This is a genomic window from Ancylobacter oerskovii, assembly GCF_018390555.1.
Lineage (GTDB): Bacteria > Pseudomonadota > Alphaproteobacteria > Rhizobiales > Xanthobacteraceae > Ancylobacter > Ancylobacter oerskovii.
Genome location: NZ_JAHBGB010000002.1, coordinates 490,803 through 515,006, shown reverse-complemented (window position 1 = coordinate 515,006; position 24,204 = coordinate 490,803). Strand labels below are relative to the sequence as shown.

The 24,204-nt window shown below is 72.8% G+C and carries 30 protein-coding genes; 25 read left to right on the top strand and 5 right to left on the bottom strand.

The features are described from left to right. Nucleotides 1-100: 100 nt before the first annotated feature. The 3 genes from KHC19_RS02645 to KHC19_RS02635 are packed head-to-tail and all read right to left on the bottom strand — an operon-like array spanning nt 101 to nt 1,347. Nucleotides 101-598 (bottom strand): SAM-dependent methyltransferase, encoded by a 498-nt coding sequence (locus tag KHC19_RS02645; RefSeq protein ID WP_213350462.1) that lies wholly within the window; start codon nt 596-598, stop codon nt 101-103. Between the two features lie 27 nt (nt 599-625). Beyond that, entirely contained in the window at nt 626-835 is a 210-nt protein-coding gene (locus tag KHC19_RS02640) for a TOBE domain-containing protein (protein ID WP_213350461.1), read from the bottom strand. After that, nucleotides 832-1,347: a molybdopterin-dependent oxidoreductase gene (locus KHC19_RS02635; protein WP_213350460.1), complete on the bottom strand. Its 516-nt coding sequence runs from the start codon at nt 1,345-1,347 to the stop codon at nt 832-834. Before KHC19_RS02635 ends, KHC19_RS02640 begins: the two co-directional genes overlap by 4 nt. Before the next feature lie 270 nt (nt 1,348-1,617). Here KHC19_RS02635 and KHC19_RS02630 point away from each other — a divergent pair, with 270 nt between their 5' ends. The 3 genes from KHC19_RS02630 (at nt 1,618) to KHC19_RS02620 (ending at nt 4,752) form a co-directional block, all read left to right on the top strand. Then, nucleotides 1,618-2,172, top strand: a complete 555-nt coding sequence (locus KHC19_RS02630; protein ID WP_213350459.1) for a hypothetical protein — start codon at nt 1,618-1,620, stop codon at nt 2,170-2,172. Then, on the top strand, nt 2,141-3,460 hold the full coding sequence (locus KHC19_RS02625; protein ID WP_246548107.1) for a DNA-packaging protein: 1,320 nt from the start codon (nt 2,141-2,143) through the stop codon (nt 3,458-3,460). Before KHC19_RS02630 ends, KHC19_RS02625 begins: the two co-directional genes overlap by 32 nt. Nucleotides 3,461-3,585: 125 nt before the next feature. After that, the gene (locus KHC19_RS02620; RefSeq protein ID WP_213350457.1) at nt 3,586-4,752 is read left to right on the top strand and encodes a phage portal protein; all 1,167 of its coding nucleotides are present in this window, start codon (nt 3,586-3,588) and stop codon (nt 4,750-4,752) included. A gap of 180 nt (nt 4,753-4,932) precedes the next feature. On the opposite strand, the gene KHC19_RS02615 is transcribed toward KHC19_RS02620, so the two are convergent. Beyond that, nucleotides 4,933-5,244: a hypothetical protein gene (locus KHC19_RS02615; RefSeq protein WP_213350456.1), complete on the bottom strand. Its 312-nt coding sequence runs from the start codon at nt 5,242-5,244 to the stop codon at nt 4,933-4,935. Between the two features lie 613 nt (nt 5,245-5,857). On the opposite strand from KHC19_RS02615, the gene KHC19_RS02610 reads away from it, so the two are divergent. Genes KHC19_RS02610 through KHC19_RS02595 form a run of 4 tightly spaced genes read left to right on the top strand, consistent with a single transcriptional unit; the run spans nt 5,858 to nt 8,159 of the window. Further along, a complete protein-coding gene (locus tag KHC19_RS02610; protein WP_213350455.1) occupies nt 5,858-6,082 on the top strand; it encodes a hypothetical protein in 225 nt (74 codons plus the stop codon). Continuing rightward, nucleotides 6,079-6,279 carry a hypothetical protein gene (locus tag KHC19_RS02605; RefSeq protein WP_213351062.1) on the top strand — a complete coding sequence of 67 codons (201 nt, stop codon included), beginning with the start codon at nt 6,079-6,081 and terminating at the stop codon, nt 6,277-6,279. The genes KHC19_RS02610 and KHC19_RS02605 overlap by 4 nt, the downstream gene beginning before the upstream one ends. Next, complete coding sequence (locus tag KHC19_RS02600; protein ID WP_213350454.1) at nt 6,276-6,893, top strand: HK97 family phage prohead protease; 618 nt, start codon at nt 6,276-6,278, stop codon at nt 6,891-6,893. The genes KHC19_RS02605 and KHC19_RS02600 overlap by 4 nt, the downstream gene beginning before the upstream one ends. Before the next feature lie 6 nt (nt 6,894-6,899). Then, nucleotides 6,900-8,159 (top strand): phage major capsid protein, encoded by a 1,260-nt coding sequence (locus tag KHC19_RS02595; RefSeq protein WP_213350453.1) that lies wholly within the window; start codon nt 6,900-6,902, stop codon nt 8,157-8,159. A 144-nt stretch (nt 8,160-8,303) separates the two neighbouring features. Here KHC19_RS02595 and KHC19_RS02590 read toward each other — a convergent pair whose 3' ends face one another. Next, nucleotides 8,304-9,047 (bottom strand): S1 family peptidase, encoded by a 744-nt coding sequence (locus KHC19_RS02590; protein ID WP_213350452.1) that lies wholly within the window; start codon nt 9,045-9,047, stop codon nt 8,304-8,306. Nucleotides 9,048-9,170: 123 nt separating this feature from the next. Here KHC19_RS02590 and KHC19_RS02585 point away from each other — a divergent pair, with 123 nt between their 5' ends. The 18 genes from KHC19_RS02585 (at nt 9,171) to KHC19_RS02505 (ending at nt 24,117) form a co-directional block, all read left to right on the top strand. Continuing rightward, the gene (locus KHC19_RS02585) at nt 9,171-9,737 is read left to right on the top strand and encodes a head-tail connector protein (RefSeq protein ID WP_213350451.1); all 567 of its coding nucleotides are present in this window, start codon (nt 9,171-9,173) and stop codon (nt 9,735-9,737) included. Continuing rightward, a complete protein-coding gene (locus tag KHC19_RS02580) occupies nt 9,734-10,054 on the top strand; it encodes a head-tail adaptor protein (protein ID WP_213350450.1) in 321 nt (106 codons plus the stop codon). Before KHC19_RS02585 ends, KHC19_RS02580 begins: the two co-directional genes overlap by 4 nt. Continuing rightward, a complete protein-coding gene (locus KHC19_RS26135) occupies nt 10,051-10,173 on the top strand; it encodes a hypothetical protein (RefSeq protein WP_281418522.1) in 123 nt (40 codons plus the stop codon). The genes KHC19_RS02580 and KHC19_RS26135 overlap by 4 nt, the downstream gene beginning before the upstream one ends. After that, a complete protein-coding gene (locus KHC19_RS02575) occupies nt 10,170-10,574 on the top strand; it encodes a DUF3168 domain-containing protein (protein WP_213350449.1) in 405 nt (134 codons plus the stop codon). The genes KHC19_RS26135 and KHC19_RS02575 overlap by 4 nt, the downstream gene beginning before the upstream one ends. A gap of 218 nt (nt 10,575-10,792) precedes the next feature. Beyond that, entirely contained in the window at nt 10,793-11,200 is a 408-nt protein-coding gene (locus KHC19_RS02570; protein WP_213350448.1) for a phage major tail protein, TP901-1 family, read from the top strand. A gap of 10 nt (nt 11,201-11,210) precedes the next feature. Then, nucleotides 11,211-11,606 (top strand): gene transfer agent family protein, encoded by a 396-nt coding sequence (locus KHC19_RS02565; RefSeq protein WP_213350447.1) that lies wholly within the window; start codon nt 11,211-11,213, stop codon nt 11,604-11,606. Continuing rightward, nucleotides 11,603-11,815 (top strand): rcc01693 family protein, encoded by a 213-nt coding sequence (locus KHC19_RS02560; protein WP_425514510.1) that lies wholly within the window; start codon nt 11,603-11,605, stop codon nt 11,813-11,815. The genes KHC19_RS02565 and KHC19_RS02560 overlap by 4 nt, the downstream gene beginning before the upstream one ends. 34 nt (nt 11,816-11,849) lie before the next feature. Then, the gene (locus tag KHC19_RS02555; RefSeq protein ID WP_213350445.1) at nt 11,850-12,446 is read left to right on the top strand and encodes a phage tail tape measure protein; all 597 of its coding nucleotides are present in this window, start codon (nt 11,850-11,852) and stop codon (nt 12,444-12,446) included. Between the two features lie 49 nt (nt 12,447-12,495). After that, nucleotides 12,496-13,137 carry a DUF2460 domain-containing protein gene (locus KHC19_RS02550; RefSeq protein ID WP_213350444.1) on the top strand — a complete coding sequence of 214 codons (642 nt, stop codon included), beginning with the start codon at nt 12,496-12,498 and terminating at the stop codon, nt 13,135-13,137. Further along, a complete protein-coding gene (locus KHC19_RS02545; protein WP_213350443.1) occupies nt 13,134-14,000 on the top strand; it encodes a DUF2163 domain-containing protein in 867 nt (288 codons plus the stop codon). The genes KHC19_RS02550 and KHC19_RS02545 overlap by 4 nt, the downstream gene beginning before the upstream one ends. A gap of 1 nt (nt 14,001) precedes the next feature. After that, nucleotides 14,002-14,442, top strand: a complete 441-nt coding sequence (locus KHC19_RS02540; protein WP_213350442.1) for an NlpC/P60 family protein — start codon at nt 14,002-14,004, stop codon at nt 14,440-14,442. Between the two features lie 54 nt (nt 14,443-14,496). Further along, nucleotides 14,497-18,405, top strand: a complete 3,909-nt coding sequence (locus KHC19_RS02535; protein WP_213350441.1) for a baseplate multidomain protein megatron — start codon at nt 14,497-14,499, stop codon at nt 18,403-18,405. Between the two features lie 37 nt (nt 18,406-18,442). After that, nucleotides 18,443-19,264, top strand: coding sequence for a DUF2793 domain-containing protein (locus tag KHC19_RS02530; RefSeq protein ID WP_213350440.1), 822 nt, complete (start codon nt 18,443-18,445; stop codon nt 19,262-19,264). Then, nucleotides 19,264-20,652 carry an SGNH/GDSL hydrolase family protein gene (locus tag KHC19_RS02525; protein ID WP_213350439.1) on the top strand — a complete coding sequence of 463 codons (1,389 nt, stop codon included), beginning with the start codon at nt 19,264-19,266 and terminating at the stop codon, nt 20,650-20,652. The genes KHC19_RS02530 and KHC19_RS02525 overlap by 1 nt, the downstream gene beginning before the upstream one ends. A 73-nt stretch (nt 20,653-20,725) precedes the next feature. Further along, nucleotides 20,726-21,427, top strand: a complete 702-nt coding sequence (locus tag KHC19_RS02520) for a lysozyme (protein WP_213350438.1) — start codon at nt 20,726-20,728, stop codon at nt 21,425-21,427. 87 nt (nt 21,428-21,514) lie between these two features. Continuing rightward, a complete protein-coding gene (locus KHC19_RS02515; protein WP_213350437.1) occupies nt 21,515-22,186 on the top strand; it encodes a response regulator transcription factor in 672 nt (223 codons plus the stop codon). After that, a complete protein-coding gene (locus KHC19_RS02510; RefSeq protein WP_213350436.1) occupies nt 22,186-23,568 on the top strand; it encodes an ATP-binding protein in 1,383 nt (460 codons plus the stop codon). Before KHC19_RS02515 ends, KHC19_RS02510 begins: the two co-directional genes overlap by 1 nt. 81 nt (nt 23,569-23,649) lie before the next feature. Continuing rightward, entirely contained in the window at nt 23,650-24,117 is a 468-nt protein-coding gene (locus KHC19_RS02505; RefSeq protein ID WP_213350435.1) for a glycine zipper domain-containing protein, read from the top strand. Nucleotides 24,118-24,204 lie beyond the last annotated feature (87 nt).

The following is a 24,204-nucleotide window of genomic DNA, read 5'->3' as shown; positions in this document are numbered from 1 at the left end:
TCGGCACCTTGCCGCAGGACGGGACGGCCCGCGGCTGCGCCAGCCTAGCCGGTGGGGCCGCGATCCGCGAGCCCACGCCCGGAGATGCCGCCGCGCCTCACTACGGCCGGAAGGTCTGGCGGTCCCCCGGCTGCTCCGGGGCGATGGGGGTGAAGAGGCTGCGCTCGGGCTTGAGGTCGAGCAGCGGCGTGCCGTCGATGCAATCGAGCCCGCGCACGATGAGCCGCTCCGGCTCCACCCGCACCAGCGTGGCGATGGTGGTGCCGATGGGATTGGGCCGGGCCGGCGAGCGCAGCGCGAAGGTGCCGTGGCCGCGCCCGTCATTGGCCGGGCTCTGGATGACGAGATCGCGGCGCGACAGGTGCATCCAGAACAGCACCTCGATGCGCGCATAGGCCTCGATGCCCCGGAGCGCCGGCCGCCAGGGCTCGAAGATCTCGAGGGTGCATTCCGGCCCGTCCGGCCGGCCGAGGCGGGGCGTCTCCAGCCGCGACACCCAGGGCGTGCGGATGCGGCCGATGAAGGCGAGGCCGGCATCGTCGGCGGCCGGCGGGGCCGCGAGGACCTCGCCGGCGCGGACTTCGTCGAGGCGGACCATGCCGGCCCTCCCGCTACAGGGAAGCGATCAGTCGACCGCGACCAGCACGTCGGAGGCCTTGATCACCGCATAGGCGGGGCCGCCGACGGTGAGGCCGAGCTCGTCCACCGCCTCGTTGGTGATGGAGGAGGTGAGCACCTGGCCACCCGCGATCTCGATGCGGACATGGGCGGTGGTGGCACCCTTCTGGATGGCCACGACCTTGCCGGGGACGACGTTGCGGGCGCTGAGCTTCATTTCGGGGACTCCGGTTTGAGGATGTCGATGCGGGCGATGGCGAACACCGCCCGCGAACCGCGACGGTCGCCGGGTATCACCAGGCGGGGTTGCCTGTCCTCAGGGAGGGCGGCGCCGTCGCGCTCATAGGCGACCAGCACGGCCTTGGCTTCGAGATCCGGGGCAAGCTCGCCGAGGCCGAGCAGGGCGGCATAGCCGTCGCGGGCGGTGACCAGCACCGCGCTGCGGGCGATGCCGTGATGATCCTTCGGATCGACGAGGCCGGCGGCCGTGAGCACGTCCCACAGGCGGGCGCCGGTGAAGCGCCCGGTCTCCTCGCCGCGCGAGGTGAGGAAGCTCGTCTCCAGCGTTACCGCCGGCAGGGCGCGCAGCGCGTCCGGCGCCAGCATGCGGGTGCCGGCTTCCGGGGCGGACAGGCGCAGATCCTGCGCCGGCACCGCCGTCGCCGAGAGCATGGCGAGCGTGGCGGCAAGGCAGCCGGCCCGGCGCAGGCGGCGGAGGAAAGGCGGCATGCGGCACCTCGAAAGCTATGCATGGATGAATATAGCAAGGCGGCATGCCCGGCAATGCGATCATCGGGCGAGTGCGGGTTCTGATAAAATCCAGACGTGTAGGAATATATGCCTTGACAGCGTCGCGCTGCTCCGGTAGGTTCTGGCCATGCTCCACAATTGCGTCCGAAGCCGGCGGGGCCGGCAGGGGACGCCGCAGTCGTCAGCCGGCCGGTAAGGCCGGCTTTTTTATTGTGGCGGGGCCGATAATTCGAGGGGAAACCACGGATCATGACCATACCCAAGCGCGACGTCCCGCCCGAGGCGATCGAGGAAGCCCGCCGCCTCTACGAACATACCCGCGTGTCGAACCAGCACATTGCCGATCTGCTCGGCATCAGCCGCTCGACGCTGAGCGTCCGCATCGGCCAATGGGGCTGGAGGCGCCGCAAGGACCGGCTGGCCCTGATGGGGCCGGGGCCGGAACCGGGAGCACCGGAGCCGGCGGCGGCGGCGGCCGTCGCCACGGAGGCGGACGGGCCGGTGTCGCGCCGGCTGCTCATCGCCCGGCTGGTGGCGCGGATGGAGGGCGAGCTCGCCGCCGTGGAGCGGCTGCTGGCCCGCGCCGGGCTGCATGCCGGCCGCAGCGGCGCCGATGCCGAGCGGGCGGCGCGCACCCTCGCCATACTGGTGCGGGCGATGCGCGAGCTCGCCGCCATCTCCCGCGACGCCAACGAGGATGCCGGGGACGAGGGCGCCCATGACGACGTGTTCCGCAATGCCGACGCCTACCGACGCGAGCTTGCGGAAGCTCTTGAGCGCGTGCTGGCGGAGCGGGCGGCTTGACGCAGCGGTCGCCGGGCTGAGCCCCGGCGTCTCGCACTGGCTGCTGCACTGCTGGAGCCTGCTGGCGCGGCCGGCGCAGCTGCCTCCCGCTGCCGCGCAGGGCGGCGGCGACTGGACCACCTGGCTGGTGATGGGCGGGCGCGGCGCCGGCAAGACCCGCGCCGGCGCCGAATGGGTGCGCGGGCTGGCGCTCGGCACGCCGGGATTTTCCGCCCGGCCGGTGGGCCGGATCGCCCTGGTGGCGGAGACCTTCGCCGATGTGCGCGAGGTGATGGTGGAGGGCGTCTCCGGCCTGCTCGCCATCCATCCCCGCGCGGAGCGCCCGCGCTGGGAGCCGACGCGACGGCGGCTCGAATGGCCGAACGGGGCGATCGCCCAGGGCTTTTCCGCCGACGACCCGGAAAGCCTGCGCGGGCCGCAATTCGACGCCGCCTGGTGCGACGAGCTCGCCAAGTGGCGCTATGCGCAGGCGAGCTTCGACATGCTGCAATTCGGCCTGCGCCTCGGCGACCGGCCGCGCCAGATGGTGACGACGACGCCCCGCGCCACCCAATTGATGCGCCGGCTCATCGCCGATCCGACGACCGCGGTCACGCGGATGGGCACGGCGGAGAACGCCGCGCATCTGGCGCCGACCTTCCTGGAGGCGGTGGTCTCCCGCTATGCCGGCACGCGGCTCGGCCGGCAGGAGCTGGAGGGCGAGCTGATCGAGGACCGCGCCGACGCGCTGTGGAACCGGGCGGGGATCGAGACCGCCCGGGAGGAGGCGGCGCCGGCGCTCACCCGCATCGTGGTGGCGGTCGACCCGCCGGCCTCCTCGCGCAAGGGGGCGGATGCCTGCGGCATCGTCGCCGCCGGGCTCGACGGCGAGGGGCTGGTGCATGTGCTCGCCGACGAGAGCGCGCAGGGCCTGACGCCGGGCGCCTGGGGGGCACGGGTGGTGGCTCTGTTCCACAAGCTCGCCGCCGACCGGGTGGTGGTGGAGGTGAACCAGGGCGGGGAGATGGTGCGCACCATCCTCGCCGGCCTCGATCCCGGCCTGCCGGTGGCCGAGGTACGGGCGACGCGCGGCAAGTGGCTGCGCGCCGAGCCGGTGGCGGCGCTCTACGAGCGCGGCCGGGTGCGCCACGCCGGCACCTTCCCGGCGCTGGAGGACGAGCTCTGCGACTTCGGGCCGGACGGCCTGTCGGGCGGGCGCTCGCCCGACAGGCTCGACGCGCTGGTGTGGGCGATCACCGCGCTGGCGCTGGGACCGGGGGAAGCGGCGCCGCGGGTGCGCCGCGTCTGACCGCGCGGTGCATCGCGCCGGCCCGACCGTGAACCGACATGTCTCGAGGCCGGTGCACGCCGGCCTTTTTCGTGGCCGCCACCTCTCCGGCCGGCCGGTGTTCCTCCGAAGCGCGGGATACTCCGATGCGTCTGCCCTTTCGCTTTTTCCGTCCCGCCGCTCCCCCCGAGGCGAAGGCCTCGCGGGCGGCGCCGCTGGTCGCGCTGCTCGCCGCGGGACGGCCGCGCTGGACGCCGCGCGACTATGCCGCGCTCGCCGGCGAGGGCTATCTGCGCAACGCCGTCGCCCATCGCTGCGTCAGGATGATCGCCGAGGGCGCGGCGCAGGTGCGCTTCAGCCTGATGGAGGGCGCGCAGGAACATGCCGGCCATCCGCTGCTCGACCTGCTGGCGCGTCCCAACATGCGGGCGACGGGGGCCGGCCTCATCGAGGCGGTGGCGGGGCATCTGCTGCTCGCCGGCAATGCCTATGTCGAGGCGGTGAGCCTCGACGGCCGGGTGCGCGAGCTGCATGTGCTGCGCCCCGACCGCATGAAGGTGGTGCCCGGCATTGACGGCTGGGCGGAGGCCTATGACTACACGGTGGGCGGGCGCACGCTGCGTTTCCTGCAGGACGGGCAAGCGGGGAACGGCGTGCCGCCGATCCTGCATCTCGCCTTGTTCAACCCGCTCGACGACCATTACGGCACGGCGCCCTTGGAGGCGGCGCAGACCGCGCTCGACCTGCACAACGCCGCCGGCGCCTGGAACAAGGCGCTGATCGACAATGCCGCCCGGCCGTCCGGCGCCTTGGTCTATGGCGGGGCGGGCAATCTCTCCGACGAGCAGTTCGACCGGCTGAAGGAGGAGCTGGAGGCGAATTTCTCCGGCGCCCCCAATGCCGGCCGGCCGCTGCTGCTGGAGGGCGGGCTCGACTGGCGCCCGCTGTCGCTGTCGCCGAAGGACATGGATTTCCTCGAGGCGCGCAACGCCGCGGCGCGGGAGATCGCGCTCGCCTTCGGCGTGCCGCCGATGCTGCTGGGCATTCCCGGCGACGCGACCTACGCCAATTATTCCGAGGCCAACCGGGTGTTCTGGCGCCAGGCGGTACTGCCGATGGCGCGGCGCATCGGTGAGGGACTGGCGCGCTGGCTGGCGCCGGGCTTCGGCGACGCGCCGCTGGAGTTGGTGCCGGACCTCGACGCCATCGAGGCGCTGTCGTCCGAACGCGAGGCGCTGTGGCGCCGCGTCGGCGACGCGGCGTTCCTCAGCGAGGCGGAGAAACGCGCGGCCGTGGGGTATGGCGAGGGGTAGAAGAGGCGCTGGGGGCGACGGAGCGACCGGCCCCCCTCTCTCCGTCGGGGAGAGGGATGGGGTGAAGGGGCTTACCGGCTTCCCGATGTCGTTCCCCCTCACCGACCCGCTTCGCGGGCCACCTCTCCCCCTCGGGGAGAGGGAAGAAAAACCCGTGATCGCGCCTCACTTGCGCGTTTCTCAGTCCTTCTTCCCCACCTCGACGACGATCTCGTCGACGCAGCTCTGCGGCTGCGTCCAGGGGGGGCTGCGCCAGTCGCCGTCGATCAATCGGGCATCGCGGACGCGCTCCAGGAACAGGCAGCGCCATTCGCCGCCCGACGGCAGGCCGCTGGCGCTGCCGCCGGCGAACTGGAAGGCGAGCGCCCTTGCGTCGCCGTGCTTGTAGCCGACCACATGCACGCAGAGCTCACGCTCATGGCCGTCATAGCGGCAGGCGAGAGGACGTTTCTCGCGCGCCGAGCGGACGAACAGATCGAACACGCCGGACATGGCGGAGCTCCTTGTGGGACGCGGGGAGCCTGGCATTCGTTGCGGTATGCCGGGGTCGTCCCGGGCGGCCGCAGGTCGGTCCGGGATCGCGCAGATATCGGAACGATCCCGGCTCGAGGGCTACGCCTTTGGCCGGATGAAGAAGAGCGGCGTCGCGGCATTGGCTGGGCCGCGTGGATGCCCGGGTCAAGCCCGGGCATGACGTGGCTTTGTCAGTGTAGCGTCGCGAAAGAGAGAGGATTGGTCAACGTTCCGGCGTGACGGAACGGACGCCGGATATCGTCATGGCCGGGCTTGACGTGGTTGTGGTGTGATGCGGCGGAAGATCGTGCCCGTTGACGTTCGGGTGCGCGGGGCCGCCGCCGGACCGGGATTGAAGCCGGATATCGTCATGGCTGGGCTTGACCCGGCCATCCACGTCTTCGGGCATGCCGCCGCGCATCGGGACGCGATCCCGGCTCGAAGCCTACGCCGCCAGTCGGGATATCGGGACGTGATCCCGGCTCGAAGGTTTCGCCTCCGGCCGGGAGGACGGGGAGCGGGGGCATCACCGTCGTCTTTTCGACCGGCCCGCCGCCGCGCGCGGCCAATCCGGCTGCAACCGAGACCGCCCATGGACCACCTCATCGACGCCTTCGTGGCGCGGGGCGATCTCGCGCATCTGGCCTTGCTCGCCTGGGCGCTCGGCGCCTCCGGCTTCGCCTATGTGCTGTTTCGCGAGCTCGCCGCCGGCGTGCGGCGCTTCGACGACTTCGTGCGCGAGATCGCGCGCTTCAACGCCAGCTTCAATGCCCGGTTCACGGCTGACACCAAAGCCACCTTCGGAGACGACGAATGAAGGTCACACCCCGCATCCGGGCCTTCCTGCCCGGACGGCCGCGGCTGCCGGCGCCGACGCGCGCCGGCGACGCGCCGAAAGTCTTCCGCGATTTCGGCCGGACCCTCGGCAGACTCGACCGCGCCGCCCATGTCGACAAGCCGGCGGCCACCTCCGCCGCCCGATCGGCCAAGGATGGCGGGAAGGGCGGCGCATGAGTTCCTTTCGCATCGATGCCGCCCGCCGGGCGCCGGCGCTCGCGCCGCCGGAGGTGAAGGCCCGCCCGGCGGCGCTGGCGCAGATCGAGGCCGACGGCAGCTTCGAGGGCTATGCGGCGCTGTTCGGCCGCGTCGATCTCGGCCGCGACCTGATCCTGCACGGCGCCTTCTCCCGCTCGCTCGCCGAACGCGGCGCCGGCGGGGTGCGCATGCTGTTCCAGCACGATCCGGCCGAGCCGATCGGCGTGTGGACCGAGATCCGCGAGGATGCGACCGGCCTGTTCGTGCGCGGCCGGCTGATGTCGGACGTGGCGCGTGCCCGCGAGGTGCTGGCGCTGATGCGTGCCGGGGCGATCGACGGGCTCTCCATCGGCTTCCGCGCTGTGGAGGGCCGTACCGACCCGCGCTCGCGGGTGCGCCGGCTCTCGCGCATCGATTTGTGGGAGGTGTCGGTCGTCACCTTCCCCATGCAGCCCGACGCCCGCATCGACGCGGTGAAGCGGCTCGGCGGCTCCAATACCCCGCTCGTCGCCGCCATCCGCCGCGGCGCCCGGCGCCTGCGCGCCCTCGGCGCCCTGCCGACACCCGGCTCCCTCTCTCCCCTGAAAGGATGACCCTTCATGTCCAGCAATCCTGAAACCAAAGCCGGCCTCGAGACCAAATCCGCCGGCCCGGAGGTGAGCGCCGCCTTCGAGGAATTCATGGGCGCCTTCGAGGCGTTCAAGGACGCCAACGACCAGCGCCTCGGCGAGCTGGAGCGGCGCGGCGTCGATGCGGTGACCGCCGACAAGGTGGAGCGCATCAACGCCGCGCTCGACACCCAGAAGGCGCTGATCGACGAGCTGGTGCTCAAAGCGCGCCGGCCCGGGCTCTCCGGCCGCGCCGACCTGGCGGGCGACCTCGCGGCGCGCGAGCACAAGGCCGCCTTCGACGCCTATGTCCGGCATGGCGAGGCGGCCGGCCTCAAGCGCATCGAGGCGAAGGCGATGTCGGCCGGCGTCGCCGCCGATGGCGGCTATGTGGTGCCGGGCGAGACCGAGCGCGAGATCGGCAAAAGGCTCGCCGCGCTCTCGCCGATCCGCGCCATCTCCGACGTGCGGACGATTTCCGCCGGCACCTACAAGAAGCCGTTCATGACCTCCGGCCCGGCGGTCGGCTGGGTGGCCGAGACGGCGGCCCGCGCGCAGACCGCCAGCCCGGTGCTGGACGAACTCGCCTTCCCGGCGATGGAACTCTACGCCATGCCGGCGGCCACCCAGACCCTGCTCGACGACGCGGCGGTGAACATCGACGAATGGCTCGCCATCGAGGTGGAGGCGGCCTTCGCCAGCCAGGAAGGCACCGCCTTCGTCACCGGCGACGGCACCGGCAAGCCGAAGGGCTTCCTGAGCTATGCGAGCGTGGCCGAGAGCGCCTGGGCGTGGGGTTCGCTCGGCTTCGTGGCGACGGGCGCGGCCGGCGGCTTCCCGAGCGCCAATCCCGCCGATCCGCTGGTCGATCTCGTCTATGCGCTGAAGGCCGGCTATCGCCAGAACGGCAGCTTCGTGATGAACCGCCGTACGCAAGGCGCGGTGCGCAAGCTGAAGGACGAGAACGGCCATTATCTCTGGGCGCCGCCCGTCGGCCCCGGCCAGCCGCCGAGCCTGATGAACTTCGCCGTCCACGAGGCGGAGGAGATGCCGAATATCGGCGCCGACAGCCTTTCGGTGGCGTTCGGCGATTTCCGCCGCGGCTATCTGGTGGTGGACCGCGCCGGGGTGCGGGTGCTGCGCGATCCCTATTCCGCCAAGCCCTATGTGCTGTTCTACACCACGAAGCGCGTCGGCGGCGGCGTGCAGGACTTCGACGCCATCAAGCTGCTGAAGTTCGCCGCGTCGTAACGGGCGCGACCTGCTCCCTCTCCCGCCAGGGGAGGGGGCAGGTCGGACCGTGCGGCGCCGGGGCCAGACGCAGCAAGCTCCCGCTTCCCGTCGGGGAGAGGGAACGGACGGGCGCGATCTCTTCTCCCCAGCGGGAAAGGGGGATCACTGCGCGCCCATGCTCCGCGCGGTGGCATCGACCCAGGCGCGCTGGGGACCGACCAGCGTCGCGCCGGTGACGCCGCCGCAGCCGCGCGCGCCGCCGGCCGCCGTCGACCAGCCGATGATCCCGGCCACCGTGCCGTCGAGGAAGACCGGGCCGCCGCTGTCGCCGGTGCAGCCGCCGGCGGCCGCGCCATCGGAGAGGCGGATCATGATGCCGCCGGTGGTGCCGATGCTCGGCAGGCTCACCACGCGCAGCGTGCCGGCCGACTTGCCGTCGCCGTCCTTCGTCACGCCGTAGCCGGCGAGGGTGAAGGCGGTGCGGCGGGCCGGCAGCGCCGGCTCGCTCGACAGCTGCGCCGGGCGCACGCCGGGCAGCGGCGCCGAGAGCTTCACCAAAGCGAGGTCCGGCGTCGGCCGGCGGGTCTCGAAGGAGGCAGGGTCGAAGCGCGGATGCAGCGCGATGCGGCTCGCCTCGACGAGGCGCGGGCCGGACGCCTCGAACACCACCGCCGCATAGTTCGCCGAGGGCTGCACGCAATGCGCCGCGGTGAGCAGCACCTGCGGGGCGACGACGACGCCGGTGCAGGAGGCGCCCCGCGTCGAGACGATGAGCGCCGTCTGCGCCTTCGTCGCCTCGTCCGCCGGGCGGCCGCCGACAATGGCGAGGGCCGGCGCGGCGCAGGCCAGCAGGGGGGCGGCGACGGCGGCGATCCGGGCGAGGCGGAAGAAGGAGGGGCGCGGCATCGGGCTTCCTCGATGAGGGGGTGGCGCGGTTCTGCCGGCCGGCTCCCGCCGCGTCAAGTCATGGCGGGCGTCGGGCCGAGGCACGTCGCTGCATCGTTTCACAGCACAAGAGGGGAGGGGCCGATGCCCGCCTTGCTGCTCGCGGGACCCGCGAGCGAACCGCTGACGCTCGCCGAGGCGAAGGCGTATCTGCGCGTCGACCATGACGGCGAGGACGCGCTGATCGCCTCGATGATCACCGCCGCGCGGGCGACGGTGGAGACGCTGACCCGCCGGGCGCTGATCGACCAGAAATGGCGGATCGTCCGCGACGCCTGGCCGGCGAGCGGGCTGATCCCGGTGCCGGTGTCGCCGCTGCGCACGCTCGACAGGGTGGCGCTGATCGACGCCGCCGGCGTGGAGATCGAGGTGCCCGGGACGGCTTTCAATGTCGATGCCGCGCGGCTGCCGGGGCTGATCCGCGTCGACCGGGGGGCGGTGGCACCGCCCCCGCGCCCGCTCGCCGGCATCGCGCTCGACATCACCGCCGGGCACGGGCCGAGCGCCGCCGAGGTGCCGGCGCCGCTGATCGAGGCGGTGCGCCTCGTGCTGGCGCATTTCCACGAGCATCGCGACCTCGCCGGCCCGGCCGCGGCCTTTCCCGCCGCGCTGGGCACGCTGGTCGCCCCCTGGCGGGTGGCGCGGCTGTGAGCGGGCTCGGCGGACTGCGCCACCGGCTGGTCCATGAGACGCCGGTGGCGACGCCCGATGGGCTCGGCGGGGCCGTGCTCGCCTATGTGGCGGCGGGGCAGCTGTGGGGCGCGCTGCGCAGCGACGCCGCGCCGGCCGAGATCGCCGACCGGCCGGGGGCGGTGCTGACGCATCGCGTGACGCTGCGGGCGCCGGCGGCGGTGAAGCCGGGCGACCGGCTGCGGCTCGGCGCGCGGGTGCTGCTGGTCGAGGCGGTGAGCGACCCGGACGGACGCGGGCGGCGGCTTTCCTGCCGCTGCCGGGAGGAGGCGCCATGAGGTTTTCATCCAGCCTGAAGAGCGCGACGCTTGCCCGGCTGATCGCCGTGCTGCGCCGGCAAACGGCTTTGCGTGCGGAGGTTGCGCGCGAGGTGGCCGCGCGGGAGGGCGGGCGATGAGCGCGGCGGCGGCCTTGCGGGCCGCACTTCACGCGGCGCTCGGCGCCGATGCGCCGCTGCTTGCCGCGCTGGGCGGCGCGCGCATCTACGATGTGCCGCCGGCGGCGCCGGTGTTTCCCTATGTGACGCTGGGAGACGCGCAGGTGCTCGACTGGTCCACCGCCACCGAGCGTGGCGAGGAACACCGGCTCACCCTGCATGTGTGGTCGCGCCAGGGTGGGCACGGCGAGGCGCACCGGATCGCCGCGCTGGTGCAGGAAGCGCTGCACGATGCGGCGCTGCCGCTGGCCGAGGGGCGGCTCGTCAACCTGCGCACCACCGGCGCGGAGATCCGGCGCGAGGCGGGCGGGCGCACCTATCGTGCGATCGTCCGGTTTCGCGCTGTGACGGAAACGACTTGAACGGGCAGGACGAATCTCAGGAAAGCCGGCTAATATCCGGCGGGGACTCGGGAAAGCGCCTTCATCCTGAATCGGAGGATGAGCTCACTTGGCGGCGATTCCTCATCCTGATTCAGAACATGAGACGGGCGCTGGCGGCGATCACCTGATCGCCGACCCTGGCCCTAGGTTGCCGCATCGCGGTTAACGGTTCCTAAATACCAAGACGGGAGACGGCCATGGCCGCGCAGAAGGGCAAGGACCTGCTTTTGAAGATCCACGACGGCACCGCCTATGTGACGGTGGCCGGGCTGCGCTCGCGGCAGATCGCCTTCAACACCGAGACGGTCGACGTGACCCATGCCGAGAGCGCCGGGCGCTGGCGCGAACTGCTGGCGGGGGCGGGGGTGAAGCGCGCCTCCGTCTCCGGTTCCGGCGTGTTCAAGGATGCCGCCTCCGACGCGCTGATCCGCCAGAGCTTCTTCGACGGCGCGGTGCAGAACGCGCAGCTGGTGGTGCCCGATTTCGGCACCGTCACCGGGCCGTTCCAGATCGTCTCGCTGGAGATCGCCGCCGAGCACGACGGCGAGGTGACGTTCGACATCGCGCTGGAAAGCGCGGGCGAACTCGCCTTCGTGGCGCTGTGAGGGACCGGACATGAACGTTTTCGCGGCCAACCGTTATCGCGGCGAGATCGTCGCCGAGCTCGACGGGCGCCGGCGGCGGCTGGTGCTTACCCTGGGCGCGCTGGCGGAGCTGGAGGAGGCCTTCGGGGCCGCCGACCTGGTGGCGCTGGCCGAGCGCTTCGGCGCCGGGCGGCTCTCCGCCCGCGACGCGGCGCGGGTGATCGCCGCCGGCCTCGGCGGTGCCGGCGAGGAGATCGGCGCGGCGGAGGTGGCGCGGATGACGACGCCGGGCGGGGCCACCGGCTTCGCCCGCATCGTCGGCGACCTGATCGCCGCCACCTTCGGGGCGGTGCCGGAGGAAGGGCGACCGGACCTGCCGGCGGCCGCGGAGGCCGTGCCGGACCCTCGCGTGCCGCGGCGGGACTGAACGCGACCGAGCTGTCGCGGCCCGTCGCGGCGTTTCCCTGGGCGGAGGCCATGGCGTTCGGCTTCGGCCGGCTGCGGCTTGCCGCCCGCGACTTCTGGGCGCTGACGCCGCGCGAACTCGCCGCCGCCATGCGCGCCTTCGCCGGCCCGGAGCGGGCGCCGCTCGACCGCAGCGGCCTGGCGGCGCTGATGGCGCGGTTTCCCGACTGATCCCCGACCTTCCGACCGATCGCATGGAGCCGACATGACCGAGGATGACAGTCTGACGGCGGCGGATCTCACCGTCGAGATATCGGCGGACACGAGCGCCTTCCGCCGCGAGCTTTCCGAAGCCGAGCGCCTGGCGCGCGGCTTCGGCCGGTCGGTGGGCGACGCGCTGACCGGCGCGGTGGTGAAGGGCAAGGAGGCCGGCGACGTGATCCGCGCGCTGGGGCTCAGGCTTTCCTCGCTGGCGCTCGACATCGCCCTGAGGCCGGTGGAGCAGGGCTTCGCCAGCCTGGTGCAGGGCCTGTTCGGCGGGGCGCTGGGCTTTGCGAAGGGTGGCGCCTTCGAGGGCGGGCGGGTGGTGCCGTTCGCGAGCGGCGGCGTGGTGGCGAGCCCGACCTATTTCCCGCTCGCCGGCGGACGTACCGGGCTGATGGGCGAGGCCGGCGCCGAGGCGATCCTGCCGCTGCGGCGCGGGCCCGACGGGCGGCTCGGCGTGGCGGCGGGCGGCGGCGGCCGGGCGGTGAACGTCACCGTCAATGTCGCGACGCCCGATGCCGGCTCGTTCCGCCGGTCCGAGGCCTATCTCGCCGGGCTGGTGAGCCGGGCGGTCGCCCGCGGGGAGCGCAGCGGCTGAGGCGCCGCCGCCGTGCCGCCATTCCGATATTCGCAATGAAAGGCATGCCATGGCCGCCTTCCACGAGGTGCTGTTTCCGCTCGACATCGCGCTCGGCGCGGCGGGCGGGCCGGAGCGGGCGACCGAGATCGTCACCACGCTGACCGGCCGCGAGGAGCGCAACACGCGCCTCGCCCATTCCCGCCGGCGCTGGGACGCCGGCTACGGCGTCACCTCGCTGGCGCAGCTGGCCGGCGTCGTCGCCTTCTTCGAGGAGCGGCGCGGGCGACTCTATGGCTTTCGCTGGCGCGACCGGCTCGACCATTCCTCCGCCGCGCCGGGAACGGCGGTGACGCCGCTCGACCAGGCGCTCGGCGCCGGCACCGGGGCGCGGGCGCAGTTCCAGCTCGCCAAGACCTATGGCGGCGCGCACGCGCCCTATGCGCGGCCGATCGCCAAGCCGGTCGCCGGCACGGTGCGGGTGGCGGTGGACGGGGCCGAGCAGACCGAGGGAACGCATTACGCCCTCGACGCCACGCTCGGCACCGTCACCTTCCTCGCCGGCCATGTGCCGGCGGCGGGAGCGGGCGTGACCGCCGGATTCCTGTTCGACGTGCCCGTGCGCTTCGACACCGATTTCCTCGAGGTGAACCTGACCGCCTTCGAGGCCGGGCAGATCCCGCGCATTCCCGTGCTGGAGATAAGACCATGAGGACCTTGCCACCGGACCTCGCCGCCGCCCTGGCCTCCGGCGCCACCACGCTGGCACGCTGCTGGCGTCTCACCCGCCGCGACGGCACGGTGCTGGGGCTGACCGAGCACGACCGCGACCTCGAGGTGGACGGCACGCCCTTCCACGCCGCGGCGGGGGTGACGGGAAGCGAGACGGCGGCGGCGCTCGGCTTCGCGGCCGCGGCCGGGGAGATGGCCGGCGCGCTCGCCGCCGACCAGCTCGACGAGCGCGACCTCGCCGCCGGCCTCTATGACGGGGCGGCGGTGGAGCTGCTGCTGGTCGACTGGTCGAACCCGGCGAGCTTCGTGCGGCTGCGCCGGGGTAGCCTCGGCGAGGTGCGGCGCGAGAACGGCACCTTCGTCGCCGAGCTGCGCGGGCTCGCCGACGCGCTCGGGCAGGTGCGCGGGCGGCTGTTCACCCGCAGCTGCGACGCCGATCTCGGCGACGTGCGCTGCCGGATCGATCTTGCCGCGCCGGCGTTCCGCGGCGAGGGGGCGGTGGTCGCGGTGGAGGCGGCCGGGCGGTTCACGGCGAGCGGGCTCGACGGCTTCGCCGCCGGCTGGTTCACGCAGGGACGGCTCGTCTTCACCGGCGGGGCCAATGCGGGCTTCGCCAGCGAGGTGAAGGCGCATGGCATGGCCGGCGGCACGGTGCGGCTCGACATGTGGCAGCGCCCGCCGGAGCCGCTGGCGGCAGGCGACGCCTTCACGGTGAGCGCCGGTTGCGACAAGCGGTTCTCCACCTGCCGCGACCGCTTCGCCAACACGCCGAACTTCCGCGGCATGCCGCACATGCCGGGCAATGACGCGGTGCTGCGCATCTCCCGGCCGGGGGCCTCCTGACATGAGCGAGACGGAGCTGCGGGCGAAGATCATCGCCGAGGCCCGCCGGTGGATCGGCACGCCCTATCTGCATCGTGCCTCGCTCGCCGGCGAGGGCGCCGATTGCCTCGGGCTGGTGCGCGGGGTGTGGCGGGCGGTGCTCGGCGCCGAGCCCGAGACCCTGCCGGCCTATGCGCCGGACTGGGCGGAGGCGACGCGGACCGAGCAACTGGCGCAGGCCGGGTTCCGGCATCTGGCGCCGGTGGCGGTGGAGGCCGTCCGGCCCGGCGACGTGCTGCTGTTCCGCTGGCGGGCGCATCTGCCGGCCAAGCATGCGGCGATCCTGGTGGCTGATGATCGCATGGTGCACGCCCATGACGGGGCGAGCGTGGCGGAGGTCGCCTTCGCGCCCTGGTGGCGGCGGCGCCTCGCCTTCGCCTTCGCCTTTCCCGGCGCGGGGTAGGGGACAAGAAACCGCACCGCGATTGCGTCTTTCTCTGACATCGGAACCTCATCCATGGCGACACTTCTTCTCGGCGGCGCGGGGGCGGCGCTGGGCGGCTCGCTGTTCGGGCCGCTCGGCGCCATTGCCGGCCGTGCCATCGGCGCGCTGGGCGGGGCGGTGATCGACCGTGCGCTGCTCACGCCCGGCAAGAATGTCGAGGGGCCGCGGCTGGCCGATCTCGACATCATGACCTCGGTGGACGGCGCCCCCATGCCGCGGCTCTATGGCCGCGCCCGGCTCTCGGCGCAGCTGATCTGGGCGAGCGAGGTGGAGGAGGTGGTCTCCACGCAGACCGGTTCCGCCGGCGGCAAGGGCTCGTCGCTCGGTGGCGGCACCACCACGACCACCTATTCCTATTACGCGAATTTCGCGGTCGGCCTGTGCGAGGGGCCGGCGACGTGGATCGGCCGCATCTGGGCCGACGGGCGCGAGCTGGATCTGGAAGGGCTCAACGTCCGCACCTATCTCGGCGGCGAGGACCAGATGCCCGATCCGCTGGTCGCGGCGCTGGAAGGCGAGGGGGCGCCGGCCTATCGCGGGCTGGTCTATCTCGTCTTCGAGCGACTGCCGCTCGCCGATTTCGGCAACCGGCTGCCGCAGCTCTCGGTGGAGGTGGAGCGGGCCGTCGGGGCGCTGGAGCCGCGCCTGAAGGCGGTGACGATGATCCCCGCCGCCACCGAGTTCGGCTACGACACCACCGAGCTCAAGCGCGTCGAACGGGCGGGCAGCTACGCGGCGGAGAACCGCCATGCGACGATCGCCGCGACCGATGTCGAGGCGTCGCTCGACCGGCTCATGGCCTGCTGCCCGAACCTCGAACGGGTGGCGCTGGTGGTGTCGTGGTTCGGCACCGACCTGCGGGCGGGGCGGTGCGAGGTGCATCCCGGCGTCGAGCGGCGGGACAAGACGGTGAAGGCCGGCGGCACGACGCAGGCCTGGCGGGTCGCCGGCCGCACGCGGGCCGACGCGCATCTGGTGAGCGCGCATGAGGGACGCCCGGCCTATGGCGGCACGCCTTCCGACGCCAGCGTGGTGCGCGCCATCCAGGCGCTGAAGGCCCGCGGGCTGAAGGTGACGCTCTACCCGTTCATCATGATGGACGTGCCGGCCGGCAGCGGCCTGGCCGACCCCTGGACCGGCAATGCCGACCAGCCGGCCTATCCCTGGCGCGGGCGCATTACCTGCGATCCCGCGCCGGGACGGCCCGGCACGCCGGACGGCACCGCCGGCGCCGGCGCGCAGATCGCCGCGCTGTTCGGCACCGCCACGGCGGCGCAGTTCGCGATTTCCGGCGGCGAGGTGATCTATGCCGGCCCGGCCGATTGGGGGCTGCGGCGGATGGCGCTGCACTATGCCCGGCTGAGCGTGCTCGCCGGCGGGGTGGAGGCGCTGCTGATCGGCTCGGAGATGGCGGCGCTGACGCGGGTGCGCTCGAGCCCGGGCGTCTATCCGGCGGCGCAGCACTATGCGGCGCTGGCGGCCGAGGTGAAGGCCACGGTGGGGGCGGGGACCCTCGTCTCCTATGCGGCCGACTGGACGGAATATGGCGCCCATTCGCTCGATGGCGGGGAAGAGGTGCGTTTTCCGCTCGATCCACTCTGGGCGTCGCCGGCCATCGACTTCATCGGCATCGACTGGTACGCGCCGATCGCCGACTGGCGCGACGGCGACGTCCATCTCGACGCCGCGAGCTTCGGCAGCGGCTATGATCCCGCCTATCTCGCGGCGAATGTCGCCGGCGGCGAGGGCTTCGACTGGTACTATGCCGACGAGGACGCGCGCGCCACGCAGGCCCGCACCCCGATCACCGACGGCGCCTATGGCGAGCCCTGGGTGTTCCGCCAGAAGGACATCGCCTCCTGGTGGGGCCATGCCCATCACGAGCGCATCGGCGGCGTCCGGCAGGCGGGCCCGACCGCCTATGTGCCGGGGGCGAAGCCGGTGCGGCTGACCGAGATCGGCTGCGCGGCGGTCGACAAGGGAGCGAACCGGCCGAGCGTGTTCCCCGATCCGAAATCGGTGGAGAACGGCCTGCCGCCCTTCTCCAATGGACAGCGCGACGACCTGATCCAGCGCCGGCATCTCGAAGCCTCCTTCGACGCGCTTGCGTCCGATGCCGCCAATCCGCCGGCCGCCGGCCTGCCGGGCGGGCGGATGATCGACCTCGCGGGCGTCTATGCCTGGACATGGGATGCGCGGCCGTTCCCCGCCTTTCCGCTCGCCACCGATGTGTGGGCGGACGGGACGAACTGGACGACCGGCCACTGGCTGACCGGGCGGCTGGGCTCGGCGCCGCTCGCCGAGATGTGCGCGGCGCTCGCGGCTGATGCCGGCATCGAGGGGCTGGACGCCTCGCGGCTGGCCGGCGTGATCGACGGCTATGTCGTCGACCGGCCGATGAGCGTGCGGGCGGCGCTGGAGCCGCTGGGCCGCGTCTTCGGCTTCGACCTGATGGAAAATGGCGACGGGCTGGCGCTGCGCCCGCGCGGCGGCCGGCTGGCGGCGGAACTCGCCGACGAGGATGTCCTCGCCGACGAGGACCGGCCGGCACCGAGCGTCACCCGGGCATCGGAGGGCGAGCTGCCGCTCTCCGTGACCATCGGCTTCGTCGATGCGATGGCGGAATATCGCCGCTCCACCGCCGCCTCGCGCCGGCTCGCCGGCGCCGCGCGGGTGGAGACGAGCCTCGATGTCGCCATGGCGGCGCATGACGGGCTGGTCTCCGGCCTCGCCGAGATGTGGCTGCAGGATGCCTGGGCAACGCGCGAGAGCCTGCGCTTCGCGCTGCCGCCCTCGCGGCTCGCGCTGGAGCCGGGCGATATCGTCGGCCTCACCCGCGACGGCCGGCGGCGGCTGGTCGAGATCACCGAGGTCAGCGACACCGAGGCGCGGGAGGTGACGGGACGCAGCATCGATCCCGGCGTGTTCGCGCTGGCGGTGCGCGAGCCGCGCGCGACCGGCGTGACCCTGCCCGTGGCGGCCGGGCCGCCGGAGCTGGCGGTGCTGACCCTGCCGGCATTGCCCTCTTCCGGCGAGGCGCCGACGCTGGCCTGGCTGGCGGCCTTCACCTCCCCCTGGCCGGGGGCGCTGGCGGTGTGGCGCGGGATCGACGGGGCGAGCTTCGAGCGGGTGGCGACGCTGCCGGCGCCTTCGGTGATGGGGCGGCTCACCGGGCCGCTGGCGCCGGGAGCGCCCTGGCTATGGCAACCGGGCGCGCGGCTGACGGTGGAGCTTTACGGCGGGCTGCTGGCGGCGGCGAGCGAGGAGGCGGTGCTGAACGGCGCCAATCTCGCGGCGCTGGTGGCGCCGGACGGCGCAGTGGAGGTGATCCAGTTCGCCGAGGCCGAGCTGGTCGGCCAGCGGGTGTGGTCGCTCGGCACCCTGCTGCGCGGGCAGGGCGGCACCGAGGCGCGGGCGGCCGCCGAATGGCCGGCCGGCACGCTGTTCGTGCGGCTCGACCGCAACCTCGCCGGCGTGGCGACCGGAGCCGAGCAGATCGGTCGCGCGCTCACCCTGCGGGCGGGGCGGGCCGATCGCGACCATGGCGATCCGGCGGTCTCCGAAACCGGGACGACCGTCGGCGCTCTCGCCCTGGCGCCGCTCGCGCCGGTGCATGCCCGCGCGCGGCGCACGCCGGCGGGCGTCGAGATGAGCTGGACCCGGCGCACCCGCCAGGGCGGCGACAATTGGGACGTCGTCGAGGTGCCGCTCGGCGAGGCGGCGGAGGCCTACCGCGTCGAGATCCTGAACGGCGCCGCCGTGGTGCGGACCGCGACCGTGACCTCGCCGGCCTTCCTCTATGCGGCGGCGGCGGAGATCGTCGATTTCGGCGCCGCGCAGCCCTTCATCGACCTGCGCGTCGCGCAGCTTTCCGCGAGCGCCGGGGCGGGAGCGCCGCTCCTTGCGCGGCTGGCGACCTGATCCTCCGGCCTGAACGCCGCAACAGCACGAGATCACCATGAGCGAGACGACCCCGTCGCTGGCGCTGCCGCTGCTCGCGGCGGCGCAGGCGCAGAAGCACGTCACCCATAACGAGGCGCTGCTGCTGCTCGACGCCGCCGTGCAACTGGCGGTGCTCGACCGCACGCGCGCCACGCCGCCGCCGACGCCCGTCCTCGGCGACCGCCATATCGTCGCCGCCGGCGCCGGCGGCGACTGGGCCGGACGCGCGGGCGCGGTGGCGGTGCATGACGGCTCCGGCTGGCGCTTCCTCACCCCCCGGGCGGGCTGGCGGGCGCATGTGGTCGCCGAGGGGCGCAGCGTCGGCTTCGACGGCACGGCCTGGCGCGACGCGCTGGCCTTCTCGCCCTCCGGCGCCGGGGTCGGGCTGCGGGTCGAGGAGATCGAGGTCGATCTCGCCGGCGCCGCGGTGACGACGGCGCTGGTGATCCCCGACCGGGCGATCTGCCTGGGCGTGGCGAGCCGCGTGCTCGTCGCCCTCGCCGGCACCGCCGGCTGGAGCCTCGGCATTGCCGGCGAGGCCAGCAAGTTCGGCACCGGCCTCGCGACCGGCGTCGGGGCGACCACCATCGGCGCCATCGGCGCGCAGGCCTTCTACGCCGATACGCCGGTGGTGGTGTCCGCCGGCGGCGGCACCTTCACCGGCGGGCGGGTGCGCCTCGCGCTCACCACCCTCGTGCTCGCCGCGCCGGGTGGACCGGCGCCCGAGCTGCCGGAAGGCCGCGTCCTGCTGGCCGGCCGCGTGTCGGAGGGCGTGTCGCCGCTCGCCGGCCGGATGCCGGACCTCTCTCATTCCCCACTCTCAGGAAAGACCAGTTGATGTCGGGCGAAATCGAACTCGCGCCGCAGCGCGCGCTCACCCATCTCGTCGGCCATGACGCGGACGGGTTCTTTGGCCGCCACTCGCTCGCGGCGCTGCGCGCGCGGACCGGCGACCTGCCGGCCAATAGCGGGGCGTTCCCCTTGCGCAGCGCCGAGGAATATTACGGGCAGGTCGCCACCAATTGCCGCATCGCCACCGCGCAGGCGACCGACGGCATCAGCACCTTCACCCGCACCCGCCACACGCTGCGCGCCGATGTCACCGAGCTGGCGGTGCGCTTCCCCAACTGGTTCGCCAACCGGGCGGGCGACAAGTTCGAGACCGCCGTTCAGGCGCAGGTGGCGGTCTCGGCATCGATCGAATACCCGACGGGCACGCTCACCCAGATGTCCTTCGCCGGCGCCTCGCAGGGCTTCATCGACGCCGGCGGCGACCTGTGCACCGACTTCCTGCCGATCACGCTGGCGGCGGGCGCGGAGATCCATGTCCGTATCGCGGTCTATGGCTCGGTCGGCTATGTCCATGCCAATTTCCGCCAGAACGACTATGCGGCGGAAGGCTGCACCGCCTCGACCTCGCGCACGGCGGACCTGACGCGGCGCTTCGGCACCCCCGATCCGGCGACCCGCTCGGTGGGAACCTGGCCGGTCGGCATCATCGCGCGCACCACCCATGGCGGCGTGCTCGGCATCGGCGACAGCATCGTCGAAGGCACCGGCGATGCCTATGCGGCCGACGATGCCAGCGATGGCGGCTTCGGGCTGATCGGGCGCGCCGTCTCCTCCAGCCACGCCTATATCAGCGGCGCCATGGCCGGCGACGATCTCGAGACGGCCACCCGCAGCTGCAGCAACCGCCTCGCCCTGGCGCGCTATGTGAAGAACATCGTCTTCGAGCATGGCGTGAACAGCATCGCCGGCGGCGCCACCCTCGCCGCGATGCAGGCCAACATGCTGGCGCTGTGGACGCGCGGCGCCGGGAGCGCCCGGACCGGCGCCCGGCTGTTCCAGACCACGCTCACCCCCGAGACCAACTCGACCGACAGCTGGGCGACGCTGGAGAACCAGACGGCGCGCACCAATTTCTCGATTTCCGGCAGCGGCGTGCGCGAGCAGCTGAACGACTGGCTGCGCGACGGGGCGCCGCTCCTTGCCGGCGTCCCCGTGGCGGCCGGCACCGTCGGCGCCCTGCGCGCCGGCGAGACGGACCATCCGCTGCACGGGGTGTTCGACGTCGCCGACGTGGTGGAAAGCAGCCGCAACTCCGGCAAGTGGAAGGTGGACGGCACCGCCGGCAAATACACCGCCGACGGCATCCATCCCACCCGCTTCACCAATGTGACGGTGGCCGCCTCCGGGGCGATCGACACGGCGCAATTCGCCTGATCGGCCGGCACGCCCATTCGTCCGCCGCCGCCCGCCGGGCGGCTTTTTTGTGCCCATTCATCAGGAGACCCCCATGGCGCGCAGCGTGAACGACGCCGGCCTCGCCCTCATCAAGCAGTGGGAGGGCCGGCGCCTGACGGCCTATCGCGATCCGGTCGGCGTCTGGACCATCGGCTACGGCCATACCGACGCCGCCGGCCCGCCGGCGGTGAAGCGCGGCCAGAAGATCACCGAGGCGCAGGCCGAGGCGATGCTGCGCGCCGATCTCGCCCAGTACGAGGCGGCGGTGGAGGAGGCGGTGGACGTGCCGCTTTCCGACAACCAGTTCGCGGCGCTGGTGTCGTTCTGCTTCAATGTGGGATCGGGGAACTTTCGGGCCTCGACGCTGCTGAAGCAGCTCAATGCCGGCGACCGTGCCGCCGTGCCGGGCGAGCTCGCCAAATGGAACCGGGCCGGCGGCAAGGTGCTGGCCGGGCTCGCCAACCGCCGCGCCGCCGAGGCCGGGCTGTGGGCGCGCGGCGATTTCGTCGCCTCCAACTATGTCGAGCCGGCTGCCCGGCCGACGACGGGCGCGGGCCTCGAAGGCAAGGGGGCCCTGACCGCGACGCTGGGCACCGTCGGGGCCATGGTGACGGAGGCGGCGCAGCAGCTCTCGCCCTTCGCCGAGATGTCGCGCATCGCCCAGCAGGCCTTCGTCGCCCTCACCGTGCTCGGCATCGGCCTCTCGCTCCTCGGGGCCCTGCGCCGGGCACGGGAGGAAGCGGGCCTCGCCTGACAAGCCGGTGCCGCAATGGCATGCTCCCTGACGAAGGCCACGCCGCCGGCAGCGGCGTGGCGATTCGTCGTATGAAGGGGCCTGGCTGTGCGTTTGCTTGTCGTCGAGGACGATCCCGATCTCAACCGGCAGCTCACCGAGGCGCTGACCGACGCCGGCTATGCCGTCGACCGCGCCCATGACGGCGAGGAGGGGCATTATCTCGGCGACAGCGAGCCCTATGACGCGGTGGTGCTGGACATCGGCCTGCCGAAGATGGACGGGCTCTCGGTGCTGGAAGCCTGGCGGCGCGACGGCAAGAAGATGCCGGTGCTCATCCTCACCGCCCGCGACCGCTGGAGCGACAAGGTGCAGGGCTTCGACGCCGGCGCCGACGACTATGTGGCCAAGCCCTTCCACATGGAGGAGGTGCTCGCCCGCATCCGCGCGCTGCTGCGCCGCGCCACCGGCCATGCCGCCAGCGAGCTGAGCTGCGGCCCGGTGATGCTCGACACCCGCTCCGGCCGGGTGACGGTGGATGGCAAGGCGGTGAAGCTGACCTCGCACGAATACCGGCTGCTCGCCTATCTCATGCACCATGCCGGGCGGGTGGTGTCGCGCACCGAACTGGTCGAGCATCTCTACGATCAGGATTTCGACCGCGATTCCAACACCATAGAGGTGTTCGTCGGGCGCCTGCGCAAGAAGCTCGGCATCGAGGTGATCCAGACCGTGCGCGGGCTCGGCTACCTGCTCGCCCTGCCGGACGCGCCGCGCTGATGCGCGCGCGCTCGCTGGCGCTTCGGCTGTTCGTCTCCGCCACGCTGGTGATCGTGGTGGTGCTCACCCTCACCGGGCTGGTGCTGTCCACCGCCTATCGGCAGGCGGTGGAGCGCGCCTTCGACCGGCGGCTCGACGTCTATCTCAAGACCATCGTCGCCGACGTCGCCAATTCCACCGCCGGCCAGATGCCGGAGCCGACGACGCTGGGCGACCCCATCTTCTCGTTTCCGCTCTCCGGCTGGTACTGGCAGATCGTGCGGCTGGACCGCACCGCCAAGGAAGTGAAGACCTCGCGCTCCATGCCCGAGGGCACGTTGCCGGTGCTGGTGGAGAAGGGCACCGATTCCGACCTGACCGGCCTGCGCGAGGACTATGCCAAGGGACCGGCCGACCAGCGGCTGCGCATCGTCGAGCGCGTGGTCGATCTCGGCGAGGACGGGCGCTACGCCATCGCGGTCGCCGCCGATGCCGGCGAGATCGACGACGAGGTGGAGGGCTTCGACACCGCGCTCGCCATCACCCTCGCCGTGCTGGGCCTCGTCTTCCTGATGACGGTGGCGTTCCAAGTACTGTTCGGGCTGCGGCCGCTCAAGCGGATGCTCGCCGCGCTGGCCGCCGTGCGCGAGGGGCGCGCCGAGCGGCTGGAGGGCGACTACCCGATCGAGGTGGCGCCGGTGGTGGCGGAGATGAACGCCCTGATCGACACCAACCGGGAGATCGTCGAGCGGGCGCGCACCCATGTCGGCAACCTCGCCCATGCGCTGAAGACGCCGATCTCCGTGTTGCAGAACGAGGCGCTGCGCCTGCCCGCCGGCGGCGCCGATTCCCCGCTCGCCCTCAAGGTGCAGGAGCAGGTGGAGGTGATGAAGGGGCAGGTGGCGCACCATCTGGAGCGCGCCCGCATCGCCGCCCGCGCCAAGGTCGTCACCACCGTGGAGGAGGTGGGGCCGGTGATCGAGAAGCTCGCCGCCTCGCTCGGCAAGGTCTATCGCGGCCGCGGCATCGACGTGGAAACCGACATCGCCGGGGCGGTGCGCTTCCGCGGCGAGCGGCAGGACCTCGAGGAGATCGTCGGCAACCTCGTCGACAATGGCTGCAAATGGGCCCGCACGCTGGTCGAGATCAGCGTCCGTGCGGCGGGGGAGACGGCGGGCCGGCGCGTCTTCGAGATCACCATCGACGATGACGGGCCGGGCCTCACCGAGGAGCAGCGGCACGAGGCGATGAAGCGCGGGCGACGGCTGGACGAGACCACGCCGGGCTCGGGGCTGGGCCTGTCGATCGTTTCCGAACTGGTCGGGCTGTATGGAGGCTCGCTTGCGCTCGACCGTTCCCCTTTCGGTGGGTTACGCTGCGTGGTGCGGCTGCCGGCCGCCTGAGGCGGGAGCCGCGGTTTTGCCCTAATCCTCCCGCCTTCTGCGCCGCACCGCTGAGGCTGGGAAGATTCGGAAGGGACTTTTATGCGCGCTATCCAATTCGTCGCCGTCGCGCTGATCGGCGCCACGCTGGCCGGCTGCACCGCCACCCAGGAAAATCCCAACATGGTGGGCGGCGCGGCGACGGGCGCCCTTGCGGGCGGCGTGATCGGCGCCATCGCCGGGCGCAACGTGGCGGGTGCCGCGATCGGCGCCCTGGCCGGCGGCCTGATCGGCGGCGCCATCGGCAGCGCCCTCGACGAGCAGGACCGCCAGCGCGCCCGGCAGGCCGAGATGCAGGCGCTGGAATATGGCAGCCCCGGCGCCCCGGTGAGCTGGCGCGGCGAGGACGGCAATTACGGCACCATCGTGCCCGGCCCGACCTATGCCCGCGGCGGTTCGCCGCGCTGCCGCGAATTCACCCACACCATTTATATCGACGGCCAGCCGCAGACCGCGCGCGGCACCGCCTGCCGCAACCCGGACGGCACCTGGGCGCCGGTGGCGGGCTGACTTTCGGCTCGTCCGGGCCGACCGCCGATGGCGAATCCGACCGCCCGCCTGCCGGTGCAGGCGGGCGGTTCGTGTTTCCCGCGACCT